The sequence below is a fragment of the Pantoea sp. B270 genome, from assembly GCF_018726825.1.
Lineage (GTDB): Bacteria > Pseudomonadota > Gammaproteobacteria > Enterobacterales > Enterobacteriaceae > Pantoea > Pantoea dispersa.
In genome coordinates this window covers 161,365-184,748 of sequence record NZ_JAHCSX010000001.1, presented here as the reverse complement: position 1 = coordinate 184,748, position 23,384 = coordinate 161,365, and the positions used below count along the sequence as shown (strand labels likewise).

Annotated in this window: 20 protein-coding genes; 5 read left to right on the top strand and 15 right to left on the bottom strand. The window is 57.5% G+C overall.

What is annotated here, in order from left to right; translation table 11 throughout:
• Positions 1–4: 4 nt before the first annotated feature.
• From amtB to KOL70_RS00840, 5 genes are all read right to left on the bottom strand, one after another.
• The gene (amtB, locus tag KOL70_RS00860) at positions 5–1,294 is read right to left on the bottom strand and encodes an ammonium transporter AmtB (RefSeq protein WP_058757951.1); all 1,290 of its coding nucleotides are present in this window, start codon (positions 1,292–1,294) and stop codon (positions 5–7) included.
• Positions 1,295–1,327: 33 nt separating this feature from the next.
• Positions 1,328–1,666, bottom strand: a complete 339-nt coding sequence (gene glnK / locus KOL70_RS00855) for a P-II family nitrogen regulator (protein ID WP_007886947.1) — start codon at positions 1,664–1,666, stop codon at positions 1,328–1,330.
• A gap of 259 nt (positions 1,667–1,925) precedes the next feature.
• A complete protein-coding gene (locus tag KOL70_RS00850) occupies positions 1,926–3,701 on the bottom strand; it encodes a SmdB family multidrug efflux ABC transporter permease/ATP-binding protein (RefSeq protein WP_215480087.1) in 1,776 nt (591 codons plus the stop codon).
• Positions 3,694–5,463 (bottom strand): SmdA family multidrug ABC transporter permease/ATP-binding protein, encoded by a 1,770-nt coding sequence (locus KOL70_RS00845; protein WP_215480086.1) that lies wholly within the window; start codon positions 5,461–5,463, stop codon positions 3,694–3,696. Before KOL70_RS00845 ends, KOL70_RS00850 begins: the two co-directional genes overlap by 8 nt.
• A 24-nt stretch (positions 5,464–5,487) precedes the next feature.
• Entirely contained in the window at positions 5,488–5,949 is a 462-nt protein-coding gene (locus tag KOL70_RS00840) for an Lrp/AsnC family transcriptional regulator (RefSeq protein WP_058775235.1), read from the bottom strand.
• A gap of 115 nt (positions 5,950–6,064) precedes the next feature.
• Between KOL70_RS00840 and KOL70_RS00835 the strand changes: the two genes are divergently transcribed.
• Entirely contained in the window at positions 6,065–7,099 is a 1,035-nt protein-coding gene (locus KOL70_RS00835) for a PLP-dependent cysteine synthase family protein (RefSeq protein WP_215480085.1), read from the top strand.
• A 34-nt stretch (positions 7,100–7,133) separates the two neighbouring features.
• Here the strand turns inward: KOL70_RS00835 and cof are convergent, their stop codons facing one another.
• Entirely contained in the window at positions 7,134–7,955 is an 822-nt protein-coding gene (gene cof, locus KOL70_RS00830) for an HMP-PP phosphatase (protein ID WP_058757954.1), read from the bottom strand.
• Between the two features lie 93 nt (positions 7,956–8,048).
• On the opposite strand from cof, the gene KOL70_RS00825 reads away from it, so the two are divergent.
• Entirely contained in the window at positions 8,049–9,764 is a 1,716-nt protein-coding gene (locus KOL70_RS00825) for an SgrR family transcriptional regulator (protein ID WP_215480084.1), read from the top strand.
• Positions 9,765–9,790: 26 nt separating this feature from the next.
• The gene (gene queC, locus KOL70_RS00820; RefSeq protein ID WP_058775231.1) at positions 9,791–10,486 is read left to right on the top strand and encodes a 7-cyano-7-deazaguanine synthase QueC; all 696 of its coding nucleotides are present in this window, start codon (positions 9,791–9,793) and stop codon (positions 10,484–10,486) included.
• A gap of 44 nt (positions 10,487–10,530) precedes the next feature.
• Here the strand turns inward: queC and KOL70_RS00815 are convergent, their stop codons facing one another.
• The 9 genes from KOL70_RS00815 to bolA form a co-directional block, all read right to left on the bottom strand.
• Entirely contained in the window at positions 10,531–10,938 is a 408-nt protein-coding gene (locus KOL70_RS00815; RefSeq protein WP_215480083.1) for a thioesterase family protein, read from the bottom strand.
• A 101-nt stretch (positions 10,939–11,039) separates the two neighbouring features.
• Complete coding sequence (locus KOL70_RS00810; RefSeq protein WP_215480082.1) at positions 11,040–11,363, bottom strand: helix-hairpin-helix domain-containing protein; 324 nt, start codon at positions 11,361–11,363, stop codon at positions 11,040–11,042.
• Between the two features lie 139 nt (positions 11,364–11,502).
• A complete protein-coding gene (gene ppiD / locus KOL70_RS00805) occupies positions 11,503–13,371 on the bottom strand; it encodes a peptidylprolyl isomerase (RefSeq protein WP_215480081.1) in 1,869 nt (622 codons plus the stop codon).
• A 237-nt stretch (positions 13,372–13,608) separates the two neighbouring features.
• Positions 13,609–13,881 (bottom strand): nucleoid-associated protein HU-beta, encoded by a 273-nt coding sequence (hupB, locus tag KOL70_RS00800; protein ID WP_014606441.1) that lies wholly within the window; start codon positions 13,879–13,881, stop codon positions 13,609–13,611.
• Between the two features lie 212 nt (positions 13,882–14,093).
• Complete coding sequence (gene lon, locus KOL70_RS00795; protein ID WP_021507187.1) at positions 14,094–16,448, bottom strand: endopeptidase La; 2,355 nt, start codon at positions 16,446–16,448, stop codon at positions 14,094–14,096.
• 189 nt (positions 16,449–16,637) lie between these two features.
• Complete coding sequence (gene clpX, locus KOL70_RS00790) at positions 16,638–17,909, bottom strand: ATP-dependent protease ATP-binding subunit ClpX (protein ID WP_021507186.1); 1,272 nt, start codon at positions 17,907–17,909, stop codon at positions 16,638–16,640.
• A 127-nt stretch (positions 17,910–18,036) separates the two neighbouring features.
• Entirely contained in the window at positions 18,037–18,660 is a 624-nt protein-coding gene (clpP, locus tag KOL70_RS00785) for an ATP-dependent Clp endopeptidase proteolytic subunit ClpP (RefSeq protein ID WP_010616837.1), read from the bottom strand.
• Between the two features lie 336 nt (positions 18,661–18,996).
• Positions 18,997–20,301: a trigger factor gene (gene tig, locus KOL70_RS00780; RefSeq protein WP_021507185.1), complete on the bottom strand. Its 1,305-nt coding sequence runs from the start codon at positions 20,299–20,301 to the stop codon at positions 18,997–18,999.
• A gap of 303 nt (positions 20,302–20,604) precedes the next feature.
• Positions 20,605–20,919, bottom strand: a complete 315-nt coding sequence (gene bolA / locus KOL70_RS00775) for a transcriptional regulator BolA (protein ID WP_058757958.1) — start codon at positions 20,917–20,919, stop codon at positions 20,605–20,607.
• A 268-nt stretch (positions 20,920–21,187) separates the two neighbouring features.
• Here bolA and KOL70_RS00770 point away from each other — a divergent pair, with 268 nt between their 5' ends.
• Together KOL70_RS00770 and ampG are read left to right on the top strand one after the other, a co-directional pair.
• Positions 21,188–21,766: a lipoprotein gene (locus tag KOL70_RS00770; protein ID WP_021507183.1), complete on the top strand. Its 579-nt coding sequence runs from the start codon at positions 21,188–21,190 to the stop codon at positions 21,764–21,766.
• 54 nt (positions 21,767–21,820) lie between these two features.
• Entirely contained in the window at positions 21,821–23,308 is a 1,488-nt protein-coding gene (ampG, locus tag KOL70_RS00765) for a muropeptide MFS transporter AmpG (RefSeq protein WP_104092650.1), read from the top strand.
• Positions 23,309–23,384: the final 76 nt, after the last annotated feature.

The window sequence follows — 23,384 nt, the reverse complement described above, 5'->3', positions numbered from 1 at the left end:
GCACTTACTGGTTGTAAGCGTTCTCGCCGTGGCTGTTCACATCCAGACCTTCACGTTCCTGTTCTTCCGGTACGCGCAGGCCAACAATCATATCTGCCAGCTTGAAGCCGATGAAGGCGACCACGCCAGACCAGACGATGGTCAGGCCACAGCTGAACAACTGAACCCAAACCTGATGGCCCATAGTCACGCCTTCTGCGTAGCCCACGCCGCCCAGTGACGAGGAGGCAAACACGCCGGTCAGGACACAACCGAGGATGCCACACACGCCGTGCACACCGAACACATCGCACGGGTCATCCACGCGCAGCCATTTCTTCAGCGTGGTCACACCCCAGATACCTGCCAGGCCACCGGCCAGACCGATAATCAGTGCGCCGCCGACGCCGACATAGCCACAGGCTGGCGTGATGGCAACCAGACCGGCGATGAAGCCAGAAGACGCACCCAGCAGTGAAGGCTTACCGCGCAGCGCCCACTCACCGAACACCCACGACAGCACGGCACCCGCAGTGGCTACCACGGTATTCAGGAAGGCCAGCGCCGCGATTTCGTTAGCGGAAGACGCAGAGCCGGCGTTGAAGCCGAACCAGCCAACGTACAGAATCGCGGTACCGGTAAACACCATCGGCAGGTTATGCGGTTTGAACGCTTCTTTACCGAAGCCAGCACGCTTGCCTACCAGGTAAGCACCAACCAGACCCGCAACGGCGGCGTTGATGTGCACCACGGTACCGCCAGCGAAGTCCAGCGCGCCATCCTGTGCCAGGAAGCCGCCAGCCCACACCATATGTGCGATAGGCAGATAGGCCAGCGTCAGCCACACCAGTACGAAAATCAGTACCGCAGAGAAGCGAATACGCTCAGCCAGCGAACCAACAATCAGCCCCACGGTGATACAGGCAAAGGAAGCCTGGAACGCCACGTGAATGTACTGATAGAAGCTGCCCATCACCGCTTTCAGCTCGATATTTTTCAGCATCGCCCACTGGAAGTTACCGAAGAAGGCGTTGCCTTCGCTGAATGCCAGCGAGTAGCCGTAGACGATCCACAGTACGCACACTAACGCGAACGTCACCGCGACCTGCGTCAGCATCGACAGCACGTTTTTGCCGCGAATCAGGCCGCCGTAAAACAGGGCAATGCCGGGAATTGTCATGAACAGTACCAGCGCGGTACAAATCATCATAAACGCGTTATCGGCTTTATCCGCTACGGCAGGCGCAGCTGCCATCGCAAGAGACGGTAACAGCGCCAGGCTGGTGAGGCCCAACTTAGTCATTACTTTATTCATTTCTTTCCATCCCATCACAATTCAGAGCCCCAGTTACAGTGCTGCTTCGTCGGTCTCGCCGGTACGAATACGAATCACGCGCTGCAGTTCCGCGACGAAAATTTTGCCGTCGCCAATTTTGCCGGTGTACGCGGCTTTGCTGATCACATCCACCACTTCATCCAGCTGATCGTCCGCAATCGCAATATCGATTTTTACTTTTGGCAGGAAGTTAACGCTGTACTCGGCACCGCGGTACAGTTCTGCATGGCCTTTCTGACGACCGAAGCCTTTCACTTCGGTCACGGTCAGGCCCTGAATGCCAATGGAGGATAAGGCTTCACGCACGTCCTCCAGCTTAAATGGTTTGATTACCACGGTAACCAGCTTCATACGTTCCCCTCCGGATATAAAAATAGGTGAGTCTTCGCGGACACGCAGAGAGTTAAGCAAAGGCTGTGCCACAAATGGCAAAAGTGGGCGCTAAGGCTGCCGGGCGCAGAGTATCGCGCTCCGGTATGGCGTAACGGGCAAGGTTTTCATTCGGAAAAACAGAAAGGTGGGACTTTACTGCACTCCTTTGGTGCTTTCGGCCTCAAAGGAGTGCATCAATACAGAACATTCCGATAAATCTGCGCAAAAAAGGTGCAAATCACCCCTCTGCCGTTGCGGGTATGCCCGCCGCGAGTTCATCGCCAGCCTGCTGCAGCTGGTACATCTGCCAGTAACGGCCCTGCTGCGCCAGCAGTTCGGTATGTGTACCGCGTTCGACCACCTGACCACGGTGCAGCACCAGAATCTGATCCGCTTCGGTGATGGTGGAAAGACGGTGAGCAATCACCACCAGCGTGCTGTGCTGGCGCAGCGTGCGCAGCGCCTGCTGAATCGCCTGCTCGGTGCCTGAGTCGATATTGGCAGTGGCCTCATCGAGGATCAGAATCTGCGGCAGCGACACCAGCACGCGCGCCAGCGCCAGCAGCTGCTTCTGCCCGACCGACAGCGTGTTCCCCTGCTCACCGAGCCGGGTATGAATGCCGTCGCGCATCGCGCGGGCCAGCGGTGCCAGCTGGACCTTATCCAGCGCGCGCCACACGTCCTCTTCGCTGATATCGCGTCCCAGGCGCACGTTGGCCAATAGCGTATCGGCCAGTACCACCGGATCCTGTTGCACCATCGCCACGCTGCCGCGCAGCGCATCGTGCGTCAGCTGGCGCAGCGGGCGGCCATCCAGTTCTATGCTGCCGCGCGTCACCGGATAGTAGCCCATCAACAGATTGGCTAAGGTGCTTTTTCCGCTGCCGGTGTGGCCGACCAGTGCCACGAAGCCGCGCGCCGGCACCTCGAGATCGATATGGCTAAGCACGTCGCGGTTGTCGCGGTAGGCAAAGCTGACATCGCGCAGGGTGATACGCCCGGAAGCCAGCGGCTGAGCGTCACTGCCGTAGCCCTGCTGCGCCGCATCCATCAGTTCAAAAATACGTTCGCCCGACACCACCGCCTGCTGCAGCATTGACTGCTGCGTGGTGAGCTCGATCAGTGGCTCGTTAAGGCGGCCAAGATACGTGATAAAGGCGTAGAGCACGCCAACCTCAAACACACCCGGCGTGGCAAAGCTGAACAGCATCAGCAGACCGCACAAAATCAGTGCAGAAAACAGGCTGAGCAGCGGACGCAGCAGAAAGCCGTCCAGCCGCAGCGTCTCCATCCGCGCCAGATAGTGTGAACGGCTGGCTTCGCCCATGCGCTCGCCAAAGCGCGCCTGCTGGCGAAACTGCTGGATCACACTCATGCCGTTAATCACTTCGTTGAAGCCATTATTGATTTCGGCCAGATAGCTACGTACGCGGCGCGCAATCGGCGTGCTGTAGCGCTGATAGATCAGCATCACCGCTAACACCAGCGGGAAAATCACCAGCGCCACCAGCGCCATACGCCAGTCGAGTGCAAACATCGCCACCAGCATCGCGCCAATCAGCGCAGCGCTGCGCAGCACAGTGGCCACCACCGTGACGTAAAGATCTTTGATCACTTCGGTGTCGTTGGTGACGCGCGAGATAATCTGCCCCACCGGCTGGGTGTCGAAGGCACTGAGCGGCTGACGCAGCGCCGCATTCATCACGTCGACGCGCAGTTGCTGCACGACACCAATCGCCGCGCGGTTAAACAGCAGCGCCTGGAAATAGTGCAAACCCGCTGCCAGCAGCTGCAGCAGCACAAAGCCCACCAGCAGCCCGGCCACGATGCCCCACGGCATCTGGTGTTTTGCCACCAGGTTATCGATAAAATAGCTGACCAGCACCGGACCGGTGACTTCGGCAGCGGCAGCGATCCACAGCATGCCGACGGCCAGCCACAGCGATTTGCGCCACGGTTTGCCGTAGGCCAGCAGGCGTTTCAGCGTTGGCCATAAGCGTTGCGATTTAGCCATGGTCGGCTCCCTGTTCTGACTCGTCCTCATCCAGCGCGGCTTCCAGCTGCTGATAGCGATACATATCGCGATACCAGCCCGGCTGCGCCGCCAGCGTATCGTGATCGCCACGCTGTGCCACTGCGCCCTGCTGCAATACCAGAATCTCGCTGGCTTCGGTCAGCGCCGACAGCCGATGAGCGCTGATGATCAGCGTGCGCCCTTTTCCCCACTGGCGCAGGTTATGCAGGATTTCATGTTCGGTACGGCCATCAACCGCCGACAGCGCATCGTCGAGGATCAGAATCTCCGCGTTGAGCAACAGCGCACGCGCAATGGCGATGCGCTGTTTCTGCCCGCCAGAGAGCATGACACCGCGCTCACCCACTTCGGTAGCGTACCCCTGTGGCAGACGCAGAATGTCATCGTGCACGCAGGCCATCTGCGCCACGCGCTCGATCTCTTCCTGCGTTGCCTCCGGGCGGCCCAGCGCCAGGTTATTCGCAACGGTATCGGAAAACAGGAACGGCGTCTGGCTGACCACCGCCAGCCGGCTGCGCCAGCTGTCCAGCCGCAGCTGCGGTAGCGGAATGGCGTGATAGCAAATCTCGCCCTGATCGATATCAAAATGGCGCTGAATCAGGCTCAGCAGCGTGCTTTTGCCGCAGCCGGTAGGCCCGCACAGCCCAAGCATCTGCCCCGGTTGTAGCTGGAAATGCACGTTGCTCAGCACCGGCGCGCTGCTCGCCGGATAGTGGAAGGCGCGGATCGCCACCTGCAGCACGCCCGCATCCGCCGGCAGTGGCTGCTGACCATCCTCAACCGCAGGCGCTTCCGCCAGCAGCGCACCAATACGGCTCCATGCCGCGCTGCCGCGCTCGACGATGTTAATCATCCACGCCAGCGCCAGCATCGGCCAAATCATCAGCCCTAAGTACATGACGAAGCTGGTGAGCTGCCCGAGCGTCAGTGAACCGTGCCACACCATCCAGCCGCCACCGCCAATCGCCAGCAAATTCGAAAAGCCCACGGCGATATAAATGATGGGATCGAAGCGCGCATCGACGCGCGCCACGTGCAGATTTTTGCGGCCGGTGTCGCTGGCGATATCGGCAAACTGGCTCGACTGATGATCTTCCAGGCCAAAGGCTTTGATCATGCGGATGCTGGTCAGGCTCTCCTGCGTTTGATCGTTCAGGCTGGAGAACGCCGCCTGCGCCACTTTGAAGCGCTGATGCAGGCGCGCGCCGTCTTTCTGGATCACCAGCGCCATAATCGGCATGGGAATCAGCGCCAGCAGCGTCAGCTCCCAGCTGATCTGCACGCTCATTACCGCCAGCACGACCAGCCCCATCACCAGCGAATCCACCAGCGTCAGCACCCCCTCACCCGCGGCAAACACCACGCGATCGACATCGTTGGTCGCGCGCGCGATCAGATCGCCGGTACGGTGGCGCAGGTAAAACGCCGGATGCTGGCGGCTAAGCTGGCGGTAAAAATCTTCGCGCAGCTCCACCGCCAGCTGGTAAGAGGCGCCGAACAGCAGCACGCGCCAGACGTAGCGCAGCAAATAGACAATCACTGCGGTCACCAGCATCACGCCGATCCACAGAAAAATTTCGCCGCGCGTCAGGCTGTGCTGGGTCACGCCGTCGACAATCACGCCGACCAGATGCGGAGGCAGCAGCTGCAGCAGCGCAATGATAATCAGCAAGCTGATGGCGCCCAGATAGCGCCGCCACTCGCGCAAAAAATACCAACTTAACTGGCTGAATAATCGCACAAAACAATCTCTTGTGATGCCCGTTCAGGGCGCTACCGGCAAGGCGGTGGTGTATTTAATCTCTTCCATAGCGAAGCTGGAGGTGACGTCAATCAGCCCCGGCACGCCGTTAACCAGACGCTTGTAAAACGCGTCGTAGCTCTTCATATCGGCCACCTGAATGCGCAGCAGGTAGTCGTACTCGCCCGCCATGCGGTAGAAGGCCATCACTTCCGGCATCTGCTGTACCACCGCGACAAACTGCTGAAACCAGTCGCTGCTGTGCTGCTGGGTTTTGATCAGCATAAAGGCGGTGAGCGACAGGCCGAGCTTTTCACCATCCAGCAACGCGACGCGCGCCCGAATAATGCCATCATCTTCCAGCTTTTTCAGGCGTTTCCAGCACGGCGTGGTGGTGAGATTCACCGCATCGGCCAGCGCCTGCAGCGACAGCGTGCAGTCTTTTTGCAGCAGCGCCAGCAGTATGCGGTCAGTTTTATCTAGCATTCGCCACCTCAGGAGAAAAATTTTCTCTTATTTGCCAATTATAACCAAATTTTAGCAACCTCTTTTTCCTGCCAGTGCCTTACACTGAGCGCAATCTCGCTGCCGGAATCGCACCATGCAAACGCCCTGGGTTCGCCACGCTATCAATGAAATTAACGCCGACTTTCAGCGCTCCGCTGATACGCACCTGATCCGTTTTACGCTGGACGATTTCCCCGGCATTCGCTTTTATCTTAAGGATGAAAGCACCCATCCAAGCGGCAGCCTGAAACATCGCCTGGCGCGTTCGCTTTTTCTCTATGGTCTGGCCAATGGCTGGATTGGAGAAAACACGCCGATCATCGAAGCCTCCTCCGGCAGCACCGCGGTGTCGGAAGCTTATTTTGCCCGTCTGCTCGGCCTGCCGTTTATCGCCGTGATGCCAGCCAGCACTGCGCGGCGCAAAATCGAGCTGATCCGCTTTTACGGCGGGGAGTGCCACTTCGTCGCCGATCCGTGCCAGTTGTACAGCGAATCCGAGCGTCTGGCGCGTGAACTTAACGGCCATTTTATGGATCAGTTTACCTACGCCGAACGCGCCACCGACTGGCGCGGCAACAACAATATTGCCGAAAGCATTTTCCGCCAGATGGCGCATGAACCTTTCCCGGTGCCACACACCCTGATCATGAGCGCCGGCACCGGCGGCACCTCGGCTACGCTGGGGCGCTACATTCGCTATCAGGGCCACGACACGCGCCTGCTGGTGGTCGATCCGCAGCACTCGGTGTTTTTCGATTACTGGCACAGCCGCGATCGCACGCTGCGCAGCGAGCGTGGCAGCCTGATTGAGGGGATTGGTCGCCCGCGCGTTGAGCCGTCGTTTTTACCGGATGTGATTGACGAAATGATGAAAGTGCCCGATGGCGCCACCGTGGCGGCGATGTTAAGGCTGGAGCAGATTCTCGGCCGGCGTCCGGGCGCCTCTACCGGTACCAATTTCTGGGGCATGCTGCAGGTGGCAAAACGGCTGCGCGCGCAGGGGCAATCCGCCGCGCTGGTGACGCTGCTGTGTGACAGCGGCGAGCGCTATCCGGATACCTATTACAATCCGCAGTGGGTCGCTGAGCAGATCGGCGATGTTCAGGCGTGGCAGCGCGAGCTGCAATAAAAAACCGGACATCCTGTCCGGTTCACTGTAAGCCTCAGCATTCGGGGGAATAATCGAGGTGTGGTGTGGTCATCCAGTGATTTAAGTAGTGAGACACCGCCTGTGTCTCGCAATGGCCAATAATCGGTAAATGGGGCAGCGAGGTTTTGAGCTGATGCATGGCGTTGCCCATGATAAAACCGCGCCCGACGCGCTCCAGCATTTCGCGGTCGTTCATCGCATCGCCAAATGCCATGCAATCCGCCAGCGACAGCGACAGATGCTGGCACAGCCGCGCCAGCGCGGCGCCTTTGTGGCAATCCACCGGTAAAACTTCCAGACACTCCCTGGCGGAGAAGCACAGGCTGGCGCGATCGCCGAGCGCCTGTTGCAGTTCAATCTTCAGCGCCAGCAGCATCTCATACGGCGCGATAAAGCAGATCTTGGTGACTTCATGTGCCGGCATGCGGCGCAAATCACGCAGCTGATAGTGAAACCCGCTCATCGCGTGCGCTTCCAGCAATCCCGGGAGCGGTTTATCGGTAAACCAGCCTTCGTCATTGAAGATGTGGATCGACGCGGGAGTTTGCCAGTGACTGTGCAACACCTCTTCCGCCACCGACGGCGCCAGATCACAGCCGTACAGTTGCCTGCCCTCGACATCGTGAATGCGCGTACCGTTGCCGGTGATCAGCCAGGCGGGCAAGGTGATCTGCTGGCGTACTGCCTGCATATCCAGCAGGTGACGTCCCGTGGCAAACGCCAGTGTAACGCCACGCTGGTGTAAGGCGTTGAGGCTCTGCAGCGTCTCCGCACCTAAACGGTGGGTAGGTAGCAGCAGTGTACCGTCCATATCAAATGCCGCGAGGCGGGCCATAGCAACTCTCCGGTCTGAATGAGGGGTTTACTATCGCCTGGTAATTACGGAACTAATAGTGAATACTTTCAAAAAACTGTTCCGGGTTTAATCATGCGACAGCTTCATCGGGTTAATCAGTTTCAGCGCCTGTGGCAGCTTAGCCAGGGCGAAGCGCAGCGCATCAGCGTTGCGGCCATGGCGCAGCACTGCTTTTGCAGCGAGCGCCACGTGCGTACCCTGTTGCGGCAGTGGCAGCAGGCGGGCTGGCTGCAGTGGCACGGTGCGGCGGGACGCGGTAAACAGGGCGAACTGCGCTTTCTGCTCTCTCCCGAACAGCTGCGTCAGCAATTGCTCAGCCAGCAGCTGGCAGCCGGTGAAGCGGTACAGGCACTGCAGGTACTGGATGTCGCGCCTGAACGGCTGGTGAAAATGCTGCGCCCACTGATGGGCGGCCAGTGGCAGAATCAGGCGCCGGTGCTGCGCATTCCCTATTATCGCGCGATGGAGGCGCTGGATCCGCTGCAGCTCACCGGACGCGCCGAGCAGCATCTGGTACGCCAGATTTTTTCCGGCCTGACGCGCTTTAACGCGGATGATGTCGAGGGCGATCTGGCACATCACTGGCAGCACGATGCGCAGGGCCGCGAATGGTATTTTTGGCTGCGGCCACTCCTCAGCTGGCACAACGACGAACCAGTGCAGGCGGCACAGCTGGTCCAGCAGCTGCAACGTATCATGCAGACGCCGCAGGGCGGCCGCCTGCTGGCGGCGGTGGAACACATCGATGCGCCACATCCGCTGGCGCTGCGTATCCGGCTGCGCACCAGCGATTACTGGCTACCGCAGCGGCTGGCGCATCAGTTTTGCCTGCTGCCGCATCCGGATCATGCCGATACCGGCAGCGGACCGTGGCGCCTGACGCATTTTACCCGCGAGCTGGTGCGGCTGGAGAGCCATGCGCGCTGGCACCATCAGCGTCCGCTAATTCAGGTGGTGGAATACTGGATTACGCCGCAGCTGTTCGATCGCGGGCTGGGCACCAGCTGTCGCCATCCGGTGCAGATCGCCATTGGCGATCCCGACGAGCTGGACACGCTGCGGCCGGTGGATCGCAGCATCAGTCTCGGTTTCTGTTATCTGGCGCCGCGTTTCTCGGCTCGCTTCAGCCAGGCGCAGGCCAAAACGCTGCTCGCGCTGATTCAGCACAGCGGCGTCATTCAGCAGCTGCCGCTGGATGAAGGCTTAATTACGCCAACCGCAGAGCTGCTGCCCGGCTGGCCGCTGCCCGCCCCGCACCGCCCGGATGGCGCACTGCCCGCAACGCTGACGCTGCATTATCACCTGCCCATCGAACTGCACGTCATGGCGCAGGCGCTGGTGCCGCTGCTGGCGGCACAGGGCTGTACCCTCACCTGCGTATTTCACGACGTCAAAAGCTGGCGCGACGACATCGATCTGAGTGACGCCGATATCATCATGGGCGACCGTCTGATTGGTGATGCGCCGCAGTTTACCCTGGTGAACTGGCTGGAAAATGATGCGGCCTGGCAACCGCTGCGTCCGGCGGTGCTGCAGGCACCGCTGCACGCTATCGCCCGTCAGGCCAGTCCGGCACTGCGCAGCGCCGCGATTCATCAGCTGTTTCAACAGTTAATGCGCGACGGCCATTTGCTGCCGCTGTTTAACTATCGCTACCAGGTGTTTGCTCCACCAGGCGTCGAAGGTATTCAGCTTAACAGCATGGGCTGGTTCGATTTCACCCGCGCCTGGATCCCGCCGCCCGCCGCAGGCGGTGCTGTTCAGCCCGCGCCGGAGCCAGTACCATAGGCGCACTGATTTATGGGGAAGAAAACATGAAACGAGCCGTTGTCGTATTCAGTGGCGGACAAGACTCCACCACCTGTCTGATTCAGGCGCTGCAGCAGTATGATGAAGTGCACTGCGTGACCTTTGATTATGGTCAGCGCCATCGCGAAGAGATCAGCGTCGCCGCAGAGCTGGCGCACCAGCTGGGCGCGCGGGCGCACAAAGTGCTGGACGTAACGCTGCTTAATGAACTGGCGGTCAGCAGCCTGACGCGCGATAACATTCCGGTGCCGGCCTACAATCCACAGGCCAGCGGCCTGCCCAGCACCTTTGTCCCGGGGCGTAACATCCTGTTTCTGACGCTGGCCTCAATTTATGCCTATCAGGTGGAAGCCGAAGCGGTGATCACCGGCGTATGTGAAACCGATTTTTCCGGCTATCCGGATTGCCGTGACGAGTTTGTCAAAGCGCTGAACAACGCCGTCACTCTCGGCATGGCGCGCGAAGTGCGTTTTGAAACGCCGCTGATGTGGCTGAATAAAGCGGAAACCTGGGCGCTGGCGGACTACTGGCAGCAGCTGCCGCTGGTCCGATCGGAGACGCTAACCTGCTACAACGGCGTCAAAGGCGACGGCTGTGGTGAGTGTGCGGCCTGCCATCTGCGCGCGCGCGGCCTGGCCGATTACCAGGCCAATGCGGCCAGCGTGATGGCGGCGATGAAACAGAAAAGCGGCCTGCGCTGATTGCGACCGCACTGCGGGCTGGCGTGCTTTCTGGGCATGCCAGCTCAGGAAGGCGCGGTCATCAATGCCGCCAGGCGTTCACGTAACTCCCCTTCCAGCGGCACGGTTTTTTGCGTGCGCAAATCGATGCAGACGAAGGTCAGCGCCGCATCCGCCACCAGCGTATTATCACCCGCCAGCACCACCCGCTGTAAAATAATGCCGCTTTTGCCGTTGAGCTGCAAGACCTCGCTCTCAATGTGCAGCACGTCGCCCAGCACCGCCGGACGACGATAGTTAATGTTGATATTCACCACCACAAATGCCAGCTGCTGCTCCAGCAGCCAGTGAAAGGCATCGGCATCTTCCAGCCACTGCCAGCGCGCCTCTTCCAGAAATTCCAGGTAGCGCGCATTGTTCACATGCTGATAGACGTCAAGATGATAGCCGCGCACTTTGATGATGGTTTGCATGATTGCTCCTGTTCAGGCTGTGAAAGACAACTGGTTGGACCTGTTGAGCATAGCACAGCCTGATGGGCCGCTTTAGCAATCCTTCAGAGTCGCGAGCCGCTTCACAATTTCAGCCGCGCGCTGTTCCGCTCCACCAGCGCACTGCCAATACCCGGTACTTCTTTCAGCTGCTCGATGGCGCTGAAGGGCCCGTACTGCTCACGATAGCTGACAATCGCCTGCGCTTTTTTCAGTCCAATACCGTTCATGGCGGCGGCCAGCTGCTCGGCCGTGGCCTGATTGATGCTGACCTGTTCCTGCTGCGGCGTGGACACCTGCGTCACCTGCGTTTCACTGGGGCTTTCCGCCGCCGCCAGTCCGCTGGTCCAGAGCGCGCCGCCCAGCGCCAGCGTGATGCAAAAGGCACGAAATGTTGATTTAACCATGCTGTGTTTCTCCTTGTGTTTGACAGCCACTGCAGGGTGGCACAAGCGAGAAACGCACTCAAAAGGCGATGATCAGAAATGGAAAAGGCCGCAGAAGCGGCCTTTCGGTATTGCAGCAGTTTACCTTTTTTTGTGAGGCTTACTGGTTTTGTGCGGCGGCGCCGTACTTAATCTTCGCCTCTTTACGCAGGTTTTCCAGCAGCGCTTCAAAGGCGATCTGCGCGTTGTTTTGCGTCACGCCTTTCACCATTTCGTCGATCTGCGCCTGCGGCATGTTGCCCGCGCTGACCTTATCCAGCGCGACCAGCACCACGTTGCCCTGCATATCTTCGCTGACACCCCACGACGGCTTGTTATCCGCTGGCTGTGGCAGGTTGAATGCGGCCTGTGCCACCGGATCCTGCGCGTTGCGATCAACGGTTTTGCTGGCGCTCAGCGTCAGGCCAGCCGCCTGCAGCGCGTCCTGTTTGCCCGCTTTCAGCTCGGTCAGCAGTTTGTCTGCCTGCGCTTTGGCCTGCTGCGTCGCTTTGTCATGCTTCAGGCTGTCGGCAATCTGCGCTTTGACCTGATCCAGCGGTTTAACCGCTTCCGGTTTGTGCTCGCTGATGCGCAACACAAATGCCCGATCGCCATCGACGCTGATGATGTCAGAGTTGTTGCCCGGCGCGCCGTTCTGACCGGTCAGGCCACCGTTGAAGATCGCCTGTTTGACCGCATCGAAATCGAGATCGGCCGGCACGTTATCGCGGGTGATCCAGCCCGTTTCCACCACTTTCAGGCCAGATGCCTGTGCGGCGCCCGCCAGGGATTCGTTGTCGTTGCTGGCGGCTTCGCTCACCTTCTGCTGCATCTTATAGAAGGCGTCGACGGCTTTTTCCTGCTTCACTTTATCCGCCACCGCATCGTGCACGTCCGCCAGCGGTTTAACCTGCTCTGGCTGGATATCGTCCAGACGCATCACCAGGAAACCTACTGAGGACTTGATCACGCCAGACAGCTGACCTTTCTGCGTCAGGTTGGCGTTTTTCAGCTCATCCGGCGTGGTGTTCGGCTCCAGCCAGCCCATGTCGCCGCCTTTACGCGCAGAGATTGGGTCGATGGATTTGCTCTTCGCCAGCGTGGCGAAATCCTCGCCCTTTTTCAGCGCATCCAGCACCGCGTTGGCATCAGCTTCGGTTTTGGTCTGAATGATGCTGTAACGGTTGCGCTGCGGCTGTGAATAGTCGGCTTTGTGCTGATCGTACCAGCTCTGAATATCCGCTTCGCTGGCGTTCTCCTGCAGGCTGGCCGCATCCATTTTGATGTAGCTGACGCGGAACTGCTCAGGTGCCATAAAGCTGCTCTGATGCTGCTGGTAGTACTGATTGATTTCGTCGTCGCTGGCGGTTTGTTTCGCGGCCAGCGCATTAACGTCAATCACCGCCTGACGAATCTCGCGCTGCTGCGAGACCAGATCCACCAGCTTGCTGGTTTCACCCTTCAGCATGAAGTCGGTATTGGCGATGGCGTTGATCAGCTGCTGCGTCGCCAGCTGCTTGCGCAGCGCTTCGGCGTACTGATCGGCACTAAAGCCCATGCTGGCGATCAGGCCGTTGTATTTCGCGTTGTCGAACTTACCGTTGGTCTGGAAAGCCTGCTGATTGAAAATAGCCTGCTTCACCTGATCGTCGCTGATGCCAATGTGCAGATCTTTGATGTACTGATCGAGCAGCGCCTGATCGATCAGCTGCGACAGCGCCTGCTGGCGCATCTGCTGCATGTAGCCGTCGTTGCTGGCCAGCTGCGAGAACTGGTCGCCCAGCATCTGCTGCTGACGGTTGCGCTCGTTGTTAAACGCCTGTTCCAGCTCACCGCGGCTAATTTCATGGCCGTTCACTTTGGCAGCGTAATCGCTATTACCGCCAATCAGGTAGTTGCCCACCCCGGTCAGTACGAATGACAGGATGATCAATCCCAGAATGATCTTGAGCACGACATGGTTCGACGCCGCGCGTAAATTGTCCATCATGGTATGACAACACTCCGCTGTAGTGTGGATGTAAAGCTCTGACACGATGTCATCATCGTGCAGCTGCGGTTCAGGCTGGCAGCTGGCAACCATGCGGAGACTGAAGCCAGCGGCTAAAGTCGCGCATCAAGATAAAAAAAGGCACATCAAAAATGATGTGCCCGTATGTTACATGAGAACGCCTTTTTCGTCCTCAATCCATGGAAGAAAATGCTTCGATGGACAGGTCAGCGGTCATTAATTGACGGCGTCTTTCAGTGCTTTACCTGCACGGAAGCCCGGTACTTTACCAGCCGGGATGGTGATTTCTTTACCGGTTTGTGGGTTACGGCCGGTGCGGGCAGCACGCTCGCGTACAGAGAAGGTACCGAAACCGACCAGTGCCACTTCGTCACCGCCTTTCAGCGCGTCAGAAACGGAGCCCATGAATGCATCTAACACACGTCCCGCTGCCGCTTTAGAAATGTCAGCGTCTGCAGCAATTTTGTCGATCAACTGTGACTTATTCACTCTCTTCATCCCCTCTTTTATTATTCACTCGCACCCGCGCTTCCCGCCCGGTGCGAACGCGCAGCCAGTTATATCAAGCCTGTGGAGCTGAAACAACGGTATTCATCTTAATCGTTGATCCAGCAGCCCCCTAAATTAGCGGCACAAAAAAAAGCTGGCAAGCCCGATTTGGCCTGCCAGCTTCGCTTTTTAGCGCTTTTTGTCGCTAATCACTATTTTGCCGTGGCAACCTGCATCCCGTACGGGGCATTTTCCAGCGCCAGGCTCAGCACTTCTTCAATACGCTTCACCGGATGGATCGACAGATCGGCAATCACGTTCTGTGGAATCTCTTCCAGATCGCGCTTGTTTTCGTCCGGGATCAGCACGGTTTTGATGCCGCCGCGATGCGCCGCCAGCAGTTTCTCTTTCAGGCCACCAATCGGCAGTACCTGACCGCGCAGTGTGATCTCGCCGGTCATCGCCACGTCCGAACGCACCGGGTTACCGGTCAGACAGGAGACCAGCGCGGTACACATCGCGATACCGGCGCTCGGACCATCTTTCGGCGTCGCTCCTTCCGGTACGTGCACGTGGATGTCACGCTTCTCGTAGAAGTCGCCGTTGATGCCGAGTTTCTCCGCACGGGCGCGGACTACGGTCAGCGCCGCCTGGATTGACTCCTGCATCACCTCACCGAGTGAACCGGTGTAGGTCAGCTTGCCTTTGCCCGGCACGCAGGCGGTTTCGATGGTGAGCAGATCGCCGCCCACTTCGGTCCACGCCAGGCCGGTGACCTGACCAACACGGTTTTCGCTGTCAGCGCGGCCGTAATCAAAGCGCTGCACGCCCAGGAAATCCTTGAGGTTTTCGCCGTTGATTTTGATGCTCTTTTTCGCTTTGTCCATCAGCAGCGCTTTCACCGCTTTACGGCACAGCTTGGAGAGTTCGCGCTCCAGGCTACGCACGCCCGCTTCACGGGTGTAATAGCGGATAATGCCGATAATGGCGCTATCGTCAACGCTGATCTCTTTCTCTTTCAGCGCATTACGCTCGATCTGCTTCGGCAGCAGGTGCTGTTTAGCGATGTTGAGCTTCTCATCTTCGGTGTAACCGGAGAGACGAATCACTTCCATACGATCCAGCAGCGGAGCCGGAATGTTCATGGAGTTAGAGGTAGCCACAAACATCACATCTGACAGATCGTAATCCACTTCCAGATAGTGATCGTTGAATGCAATGTTCTGCTCTGGATCCAGTACCTCCAGCAGCGCTGAAGCCGGATCGCCGCGCATGTCGGATGACATTTTGTCGATCTCATCCAGCAGGAAAAGCGGATTTTTCACGCCGACTTTGGCCATTTTCTGGATCAGTTTGCCCGGCATCGACCCGATATAGGTACGACGGTGGCCGCGGATTTCCGCTTCGTCACGCACGCCGCCCAGCGCCATACGCACATATTTACGGCCGGTGGCTTTGGCGATTGACTGTCCCAGCGAGGTTTTACCCACGCCCGGCGGTCCGACCAGACACAGAATCGGCCCTTTAATTTTGCTGACGCGACTCTGCACCGCAAGATACTCAAGGATGCGGTCTTTCACGCGCTCCAGACCGTAATGGTCGGTATCCAGCGTCTCCTGCGCTTTCCGCAGGTCTTTTTTCACCTTGCTGCGCGCGTTCCACGGAACCTGCACCATCCAGTCGATGTAGCCGCGCACCACGGTGGCTTCCGCTGACATCGGTGACATCATTTTCAGCTTCTGCAGTTCGGCTTCGGCCTTCTCGCGCGCCTCGGCCGGCATTTTCGCCGCGTCGATTTTGCGTTTCAGCGCTTCGTATTCATCCGGCGCATCGTCCATCTCGCCCAGCTCTTTCTGAATCGCTTTCATTTGCTCATTCAGATAGTACTCGCGCTGGCTTTTCTCCATCTGCTTTTTAACGCGGTTGCGAATACGCTTCTCAACCTGCAGCAGATCGATTTCCGATTCCATCATCGCCATGAGATATTCCAGACGCTCATTGATGTCGGACATCTCCAGCACTGACTGTTTGTCAGCCAGCTTAAGCGGCATGTGCGCCGCCACGGTGTCGGCGAGACGCGCCGCGTCGTCGATGCTGTTGAGTGAAGTCAGCACCTCCGGCGGGATTTTTTTGTTCAGCTTGATGTAGCCTTCAAACTGATTGATGGCGGTACGCACCAGCACTTCCTGCTCGCGCTCTTCAATTTCCGGCGAGATCAGGTATTCGGCCTGGGCAACAAAGTGGTCGCCATTGTCCGCTAAAGTGGTGATGTGTGCGCGCTGAAGACCTTCCACCAACACCTTAACGGTGCCGTCTGGCAGTTTCAGCATCTGCAGTACGGAAGCAACGGTCCCTACCGCGAAGAGATCGTTAATACCAGGTTCATCCGTTGAAGCCTCTTTCTGGGCAACCAGCATGATCTTCTTGTCATGATCCATCGCCGCTTCGAGGCAACGAATCGATTTTTCCCGACCAACAAACAACGGAATTACCATGTGCGGATAAACCACCACGTCGCGCAACGGCAACACGGGGATTTCAATGCGTTCAGAACGCTCAGGATTCATAGAGCTCTCTCTTAGTTTAATGTCCGCCAGGTGATGGGAACCGCGTGATACAGGCTGTATGCAGTTAGACCCACAGGATTATGAGTATATGGGGATGCTTGCACGACATTCAATGTCACAGAGGTGAGAAAAATAAAAGGGGAAACATTTTCCCCTTTTTTAAGATAACAACGTGGTGTAATTGATTATTTATTCGCCAGAAGCCTGGGCTTCATGCTTACCGTAAATCAGCATCGGGTCAGATTGCCCCTCGATTACTGACTCATCGATCACCACTTTCTCTACGCCTTCCATTGATGGCAGGTCGTACATGGTTTCGAGCAGCGCCGCTTCTACGATAGAACGCAGACCACGTGCCCCGGTTTTACGCGAGTTCGCTTTTTTCGCAATCGCCGTCAGCGCTTCGTCACGGAACTCCAGCTCCACGCCTTCCAGGTTAAACAGCGCCTGATACTGCTTGGTCAGCGCGTTTTTCGGTTCACGCAGGATCTGGATCAGCGCTTCTTCGCTCAGCTCGTTGAGCGTCGCCACCACCGGCAGACGACCAATGAACTCCGGAATCAGACCAAATTTGATCAGATCTTCCGGCTCAACCTGTGACAGCAACTCGCCTTCGCTGGCTTTCTGCGATTTACCTTTGACGGTCGCGCCAAAGCCAATACCGGAGCCGGTTTCAACACGCTGTGAAATCACTTTATCGAGGCCGGCAAACGCACCGCCACAGATAAACAGGATTTTCGAGGTGTCGACCTGCAGAAACTCCTGCTGCGGATGCTTACGTCCACCCTGCGGCGGCACGGCAGCCACTGTGCCTTCAATCAGTTTCAGCAGCGCCTGCTGCACGCCTTCACCTGACACATCACGGGTGATAGACGGGTTGTCTGATTTACGGGAAATCTTATCGATTTCATCGATGTACACGATGCCGCGCTGCGCTTTCTGTACGTCGTAGTCGCACTTCTGCAGCAGTTTCTGGATGATGTTTTCCACATCCTCGCCCACGTAACCGGCTTCGGTCAGCGTAGTGGCATCCGCCATGGTGAAAGGCACATCCAGCAGGCGCGCCAGCGTTTCCGCCAGCAGGGTCTTACCGCTACCGGTTGGACCGATCAGCAGAATGTTACTTTTGCCCAGTTCAATCCCGTTGCTGGTGTCGCCGTTACGCAGACGTTTGTAGTGGTTGTACACCGCCACCGCCAGCACTTTTTTCGCCTTTTCCTGACCGATAACATAATCGTCAAGGTGATGGCGGATCTCATGCGGCGTCGGGAGCGCGCTGCGCTCGCGGTGCGGAGCCACTTCTTTAATCTCTTCGCGAATGATGTCGTTACACAGATCGACACACTCGTCGCAAATATACACTGACGGCCCGGCAATCAGCTTACGGACTTCATGCTGGCTTTTGCCGCAGAAAGAGCAGTACAGCAACTTACCTGAACCGTCTTTGCGCTTATCTGTCATCAGCTAACCTCTTTTCGTTCTCAGACCTAATTGGTGTACGGCAATGGCCGCACAGCAACGGCCGATATGCATGCAACTCACCTGTCTGCACCCGTTAACTATAGCGTAAGGGGCAGACAGATGTGTCTTATTGGCGATGCGTCAGGATGGAATCGACCAGGCCATACTCTACCGCTTCGCTGGCAGAGAGGAAACGATCGCGCTCGGTGTCGCGTTCAATCTGCTCCAGCGATTTGCCGGTATGTTCCGCCATCAGCTCATTCATACGCTGCTTCACTTTCAGGATTTCACGCGCGTGGATCTCAATATCCGTCGCCTGGCCCTGATAGCCGCCCAGCGGCTGGTGAATCATCACGCGTGAGTTTGGCAGACAGAAGCGCTTGCCTTTAGTCCCCGCCGTCAGCAGGAATGCGCCCATCGAACAGGCCTGGCCCATACAGATGGTGCTCACGTCCGGCTTGATGAACTTCATTGTGTCATAAATCGACATACCGGCGGTAATCACACCGCCTGGCGAGTTAATGTAGAGGTAAATGTCTTTTTCAGGATTCTCAGCTTCCAGAAACAGCATCTGCGCCACAATCAGGTTCGCCATGTGATCCTCAACCTGACCGGTCAGGAAGATCACGCGCTCTTTAAGCAGGCGGGAGTAGATGTCGTAAGAACGCTCGCCGCGCGAGGTTTGTTCGACCACCATTGGCACCAGCGCATTGGTTGGTGCAGTAAATTCACGATCGCCACTGTATGACATTACCGTCTCCTGATAAATTTCATTGGCAACATTCTGTACCGATTTTACGCGAGGCGCGCGGCGAAAACTATGCGCAGCGGTCTCGTTCCGACATAACAGGACGGTTAATCAGCCAGTCTTACTGTTTTCACGCATTCTCCCTGTATCTGGGGATGCAGCCCAGTTGTTTCAAGCATAACAACCTTTTCCCCATTCGCTAACACGGAAAAACAGCTTAGCGAAGAATTTGCCGATTAATTAGTCAAATAGCGCACAAATGTGGTTGGTTTCCGCCAGAAACGAAAAAGCCCGCGACACAGCGGTCGCGGGCTTTAGCACTCAGGGATAACTCACGAATCAGGCCGCAGAGGTCTGGTTCATCAGCTCCTGGAAGTTAGTGGCTTTATCAGTCACTTTGGCTTTCGCCAGTACCGCTTCAACCGCCTGCTCTTCCAGCGCAACGTTGCGCATGTTGTTCATCAGCTCGCTGTTTTTGCTGTAGAACTCGATCACTTCCTGCGGATCTTCGTACGCAGAAGCCATCTCTTCGATCAGCGCTTTAACGCGATCTTCATCGGCTTTCAGCTCGTTGATGCGAATTACTTCGCCCAGCAGCAGACCAACCACAACGCGACGTTTTGCCTGCTCTTCGAACAGTTCACGTGGCAGTTCCAGCGCCTGCTTCTCGTTGCCGCCGAAACGCTGTGCAGCCTGACGACGCAGAACGTCGATTTCGCTGTCGATCAGTGCCACTGGCACGTCGATTTCGTTCGCGTTAACCAGACCGTCAATCGCCTGCGTCTTCACGCGGTTACGGATAGCGCCTTTCAGCTCGCGCTCCATGTTCTTACGCACTTCAGCGCGCAGACCTTCGATGGAGCCATCTTCCACACCGAAACGCTTGATGAATTCAGCGGTCAGCTCCGGCAGTTCGCGGGTTTCCACTTTCTTCAGCACGATGTCGAACTTCGCGTCTTTGCCTTTCAGGTTTTCCGCGTGGTAGTCATCCGGGAATTTTACGTCGATGGTGAAGGTGTCGCCGGCTTTCTTGCCAGTGATGCCTTCTTCGAAGCCTGGGATCATACGACCCTGACCCATCGCCAGCACGAAGTCAGACGCTTTGCCGCCTTCGAACTCTTCGCCGTCTACAGAGCCGGTGAAATCGATGGTCGCGCGATCTTCTGCTGACGCAGCGGCATCGGTCTCTTTCCAGGTCGCCTGCTGCTTCTGCAGGGTTTCCAGCATGGTGTCGACGTCAGCGTCGGTCACTTCAACCACCGGTTTTTCAACTTCGATTGCATCCAGGCCTTTCAGCTCAACTTCCGGATACACTTCGAACTCAACCGCGTAGGTGAAATCTTCACCTTCTTTATACTCACCCGGCACGTAGTTCGGTGCGCCAGCTGGGTTGATCTTCTCTTTGATGATGGCGTCAACGAAGTTACGCGTCATCAGCTCGCTCAGGACGTCCTGACGAACAGAGGCACCGTAACGCTGATTAATGATGGTAGCCGGCACTTTGCCTTTACGGAAACCGTCGATACGGACTTTCTTAGCCACTTCCACCAGTTCTTTCTTCACTGCGCTTTCGATGCTGTCCTTAGGAACAGTAATCGAAATGCGACGGCCCAGACCCTGAGTGGTTTCTACTGAAACTGTCATCTTGTTACCTCAAAAAATCACGTGCTCGGTCAACTTCAGACACCACACAATTAATGCGCCGTATCCAACAACCGGGACGGCCTCTGCAGGCAGAACCTAATCCCTGTCACCAGAAGCGTCCCGAAGACATTCCGGAAAAATAGACGCCGCATTATAGCGGCATCCCCGGAATGAGTCGAGGCTGCAAACTCACCACTTTTTAACGGTTTTGCTGCTTTTTTGCGCCGCAGATCGCGTTTGTGCATCATTGAGGTAAGAAAAAACGGCCCGCAGGCCGTTTTGGAGGAAGCTGAAGAGAAAAACTCAGGCCAGCGTACCGGCACCGCGACAGTTCGGTGAGGCGAGTACGGTATCCTGCAGTCCATCCCACTCTTTGCGCGTGTAGGTATGCAGCGCCAGCGCATGGACGCTGCCTGCCAGCTCGGTTGCCAGCTCGCCATAAATGGCGCGGTGACGCTGCAGGAAGCGCTGTCCGGTGAAAAGGTCGCTGACGATCACCACTTTGAAGTGACTTTCAGAACCGGCAGGCACGTTATGACGATAGCTTTCGTCATGCACTTCGAGATGTGCAGGCTCAAAAGCGTTACGCAGCTTTTCTTCTATTTGTTCGCGAATCATTGTTAACACTCCTCTACGGCGAGCGCTGTGCCCCATCTGTTTAAATATTAGTAGGTTTTTTACCTTTCCCGCAGTCTGGCAGGAAATAAATCCTGCTGCGCTGCGCATCTTAGCCTGCTGAGGCTGCCGGTCAATCGGTTACCGCGTCCGGCTGTCCGAAAAAATCCTTTACAATCAATTTCCCCTGGTGCGGGGCTTTTTTCGCCGTGCCGCAATGCTATGATGGCCGCAGTTTTGCAAACCAACCCATATGCTAACGAGAATGAGTATGTTGAAAAAACTGTTATTCCCTCTGCTGGCTGCCTTTATTTTGGCCGGCTGCGCCAGCAATAACACCACGCTGAACATCCAGCCAAAAATCCAGCTGCCACAGCAGGATCCGAGCCTGATGGGCGTTACCGTCAGCGTTAACGGTGCCGATCAGCGCAGCGATCAGGCGCTGGCCAAAGTGAACCGCGACGGCCAGCTGATCACCCTGACCCCATCACGTGACCTGCGTTTCCTGCTGCAGGAAGTGCTGGAGAAGCAGATGACCTCGCGCGGCTACATGATTGGCCCGAACGGCGCGGTAGATCTGCAGATCGTGGTTAATGGTCTGTACGCCGATGTCACGCAGGGCAACGTGCGTTACAGCATCACCACCAAAGCGGATATCTCTATTATCGCTACCGCGAAAAACGGCAACAAGCAGGTGAAAAACTACCGTCAGACTTACAGCGTAGAGGGTGCCTTCAGCGCTACTAACGACAAGATCACCAACGCGGTTAACTCTACCCTGAGCGACGTGATTGCCGATATGGCGCAGGACACCAGCGTCAATAACTTCATCAAGCAAAACGCGCGTTAATTTCCGCAGTAACCTGCCCGGTCCCCGCTGACCGGGCTTCATTTCAGGCTGGCTATGACATCTCACTATCTGCGTATTTTTACCCAACGTAACGCTGCGGTCCTGCTGCTGCTCGGTTTCGCTTCCGGTCTGCCGCTGGCGCTGACCGCCGGTACGCTACAGGCGTGGATGACGGTAGAGAATGTCGACCTGAAAACCATTGGTTTCTTCTCCCTCGTCGGTCAGGCTTATGTGTTTAAGTTCCTGTGGTCGCCGATGATGGATCGCTATACCCCGCCCTTTCTTGGCCGGCGGCGCGGCTGGCTGCTGGTCACGCAATTAGCGCTGATTGCCGGCATTGTGGCGATGGGCTTTATGCAGCCATCACGCGACCTTACCCTGCTGGCGGCGCTGGCGGTGCTGGTGGCTTTCTGCTCAGCCTCACAGGATATTGTGTTTGATGCGTGGAAAACCGATGTGCTGCCGCCGGAAGAGCGCGGCAGCGGCGCGGCGATTACCGTGCTCGGTTACCGGCTGGCGATGCTGATTTCCGGCGGCCTGGCGTTGTGGCTGGCGGATCGCTATCTCGGCTGGCAGGCCACCTACTGGCTGATGGCGCTGCTAATGGTGCCCGGACTGATCGCCACGCTGCTGGCACGTGAACCTGAGGCGCCGGTGCGCGAGCCGCACTCGCTGCGTCAGGCCGTCGCGTTTCCGCTGAAGGATTTCTTTCAGCGCAACAACGCCTGGCTGCTGATCACCTTAATCATTCTCTACAAGCTGGGCGACGCGTTCGCCGCTTCGCTCACCACCACCTTCCTGATTCGCGGCGTGGGCTTCAGCGCCGGTGATGTCGGTCTGGTGAATAAAACGCTCGGCCTGCTGGCGACCATTATTGGTGCGCTGTACGGCGGCGTGCTGATGCAGCGCCTGAGCCTGTTCCGCGCGCTGATGATCTTCGGCGTGCTGCAGGCGGTATCTAATTTCGCTTACTGGCTGCTGGCGGTAACGCCACCGCATCTGTGGAGCATGGCCAGCGCGGTCTTTATCGAAAACCTGTGCGGCGGCATGGGCACCGCCGCCTTTGTGGCGTTGCTGATGACGTTGTGCAACAAATCGTTCTCGGCCACGCAGTTCGCGCTGCTGTCAGCGCTATCAGCGGTTGGACGCGTGTATGTCGGTCCGGCGGCTGGCTGGCTGGTCGAACTGTGGGGCTGGCCGGTATTTTACGCCTTTACCGTGGTGGCCGCCGTGCCAGGCCTGCTGCTGCTGTGGGCGTGTCGCGGCACGCTACAGGCAATGCAGCACAGCGGTGAATTCATGAAGCGCAGCCTGTGGCCACAGGGTTATCGCTGGACGGTACGCCTGTTCGCGGCCGGCTGTACGCTGCTGGCGCTCTGGCTGCTGACGCTGGCACTGCGTGCGGCGGATATCTGGCACAGCGCGACGCTGCCAACCCATCTGTTTGAGGCAGGGATGGCGCTGGCGCTGCTGGCGGTGCTGCTCGGCGTGATGCTGGACTGGCTGGCATTAAGAAAAACAGCGTCAAATCGTGCACATTAACGCTGCGCTATTTGCCAGACGGGGATAAATCGCTTAAAAATAGCCCCCGGCGAATTTTAAGCGATAGCATTTTTTT

Coding starts and splice junctions, on each gene's coding strand:
- amtB (WP_058757951.1), bottom strand. CDS start 1,294: ATGAATAAAGTAATGACTAAGTTGGGCCTCACCAGCCTGGCGCTGTTA.
- glnK (WP_007886947.1), bottom strand. CDS start 1,666: ATGAAGCTGGTTACCGTGGTAATCAAACCATTTAAGCTGGAGGACGTG.
- KOL70_RS00850 (WP_215480087.1), bottom strand. CDS start 3,701: ATGGCTAAATCGCAACGCTTATGGCCAACGCTGAAACGCCTGCTGGCC.
- KOL70_RS00840 (WP_058775235.1), bottom strand. CDS start 5,949: ATGCTAGATAAAACTGACCGCATACTGCTGGCGCTGCTGCAAAAAGAC.
- KOL70_RS00835 (WP_215480085.1), top strand. CDS start 6,065: ATGCAAACGCCCTGGGTTCGCCACGCTATCAATGAAATTAACGCCGAC.
- cof (WP_058757954.1), bottom strand. CDS start 7,955: ATGGCCCGCCTCGCGGCATTTGATATGGACGGTACACTGCTGCTACCT.
- KOL70_RS00825 (WP_215480084.1), top strand. CDS start 8,049: ATGCGACAGCTTCATCGGGTTAATCAGTTTCAGCGCCTGTGGCAGCTT.
- queC (WP_058775231.1), top strand. CDS start 9,791: ATGAAACGAGCCGTTGTCGTATTCAGTGGCGGACAAGACTCCACCACC.
- KOL70_RS00815 (WP_215480083.1), bottom strand. CDS start 10,938: ATGCAAACCATCATCAAAGTGCGCGGCTATCATCTTGACGTCTATCAG.
- KOL70_RS00810 (WP_215480082.1), bottom strand. CDS start 11,363: ATGGTTAAATCAACATTTCGTGCCTTTTGCATCACGCTGGCGCTGGGC.
- ppiD (WP_215480081.1), bottom strand. CDS start 13,371: ATGATGGACAATTTACGCGCGGCGTCGAACCATGTCGTGCTCAAGATC.
- lon (WP_021507187.1), bottom strand. CDS start 16,448: ATGAATCCTGAGCGTTCTGAACGCATTGAAATCCCCGTGTTGCCGTTG.
- clpX (WP_021507186.1), bottom strand. CDS start 17,909: ATGACAGATAAGCGCAAAGACGGTTCAGGTAAGTTGCTGTACTGCTCT.
- clpP (WP_010616837.1), bottom strand. CDS start 18,660: ATGTCATACAGTGGCGATCGTGAATTTACTGCACCAACCAATGCGCTG.
- tig (WP_021507185.1), bottom strand. CDS start 20,301: ATGACAGTTTCAGTAGAAACCACTCAGGGTCTGGGCCGTCGCATTTCG.
- bolA (WP_058757958.1), bottom strand. CDS start 20,919: ATGATTCGCGAACAAATAGAAGAAAAGCTGCGTAACGCTTTTGAGCCT.
- KOL70_RS00770 (WP_021507183.1), top strand. CDS start 21,188: ATGTTGAAAAAACTGTTATTCCCTCTGCTGGCTGCCTTTATTTTGGCC.
- ampG (WP_104092650.1), top strand. CDS start 21,821: ATGACATCTCACTATCTGCGTATTTTTACCCAACGTAACGCTGCGGTC.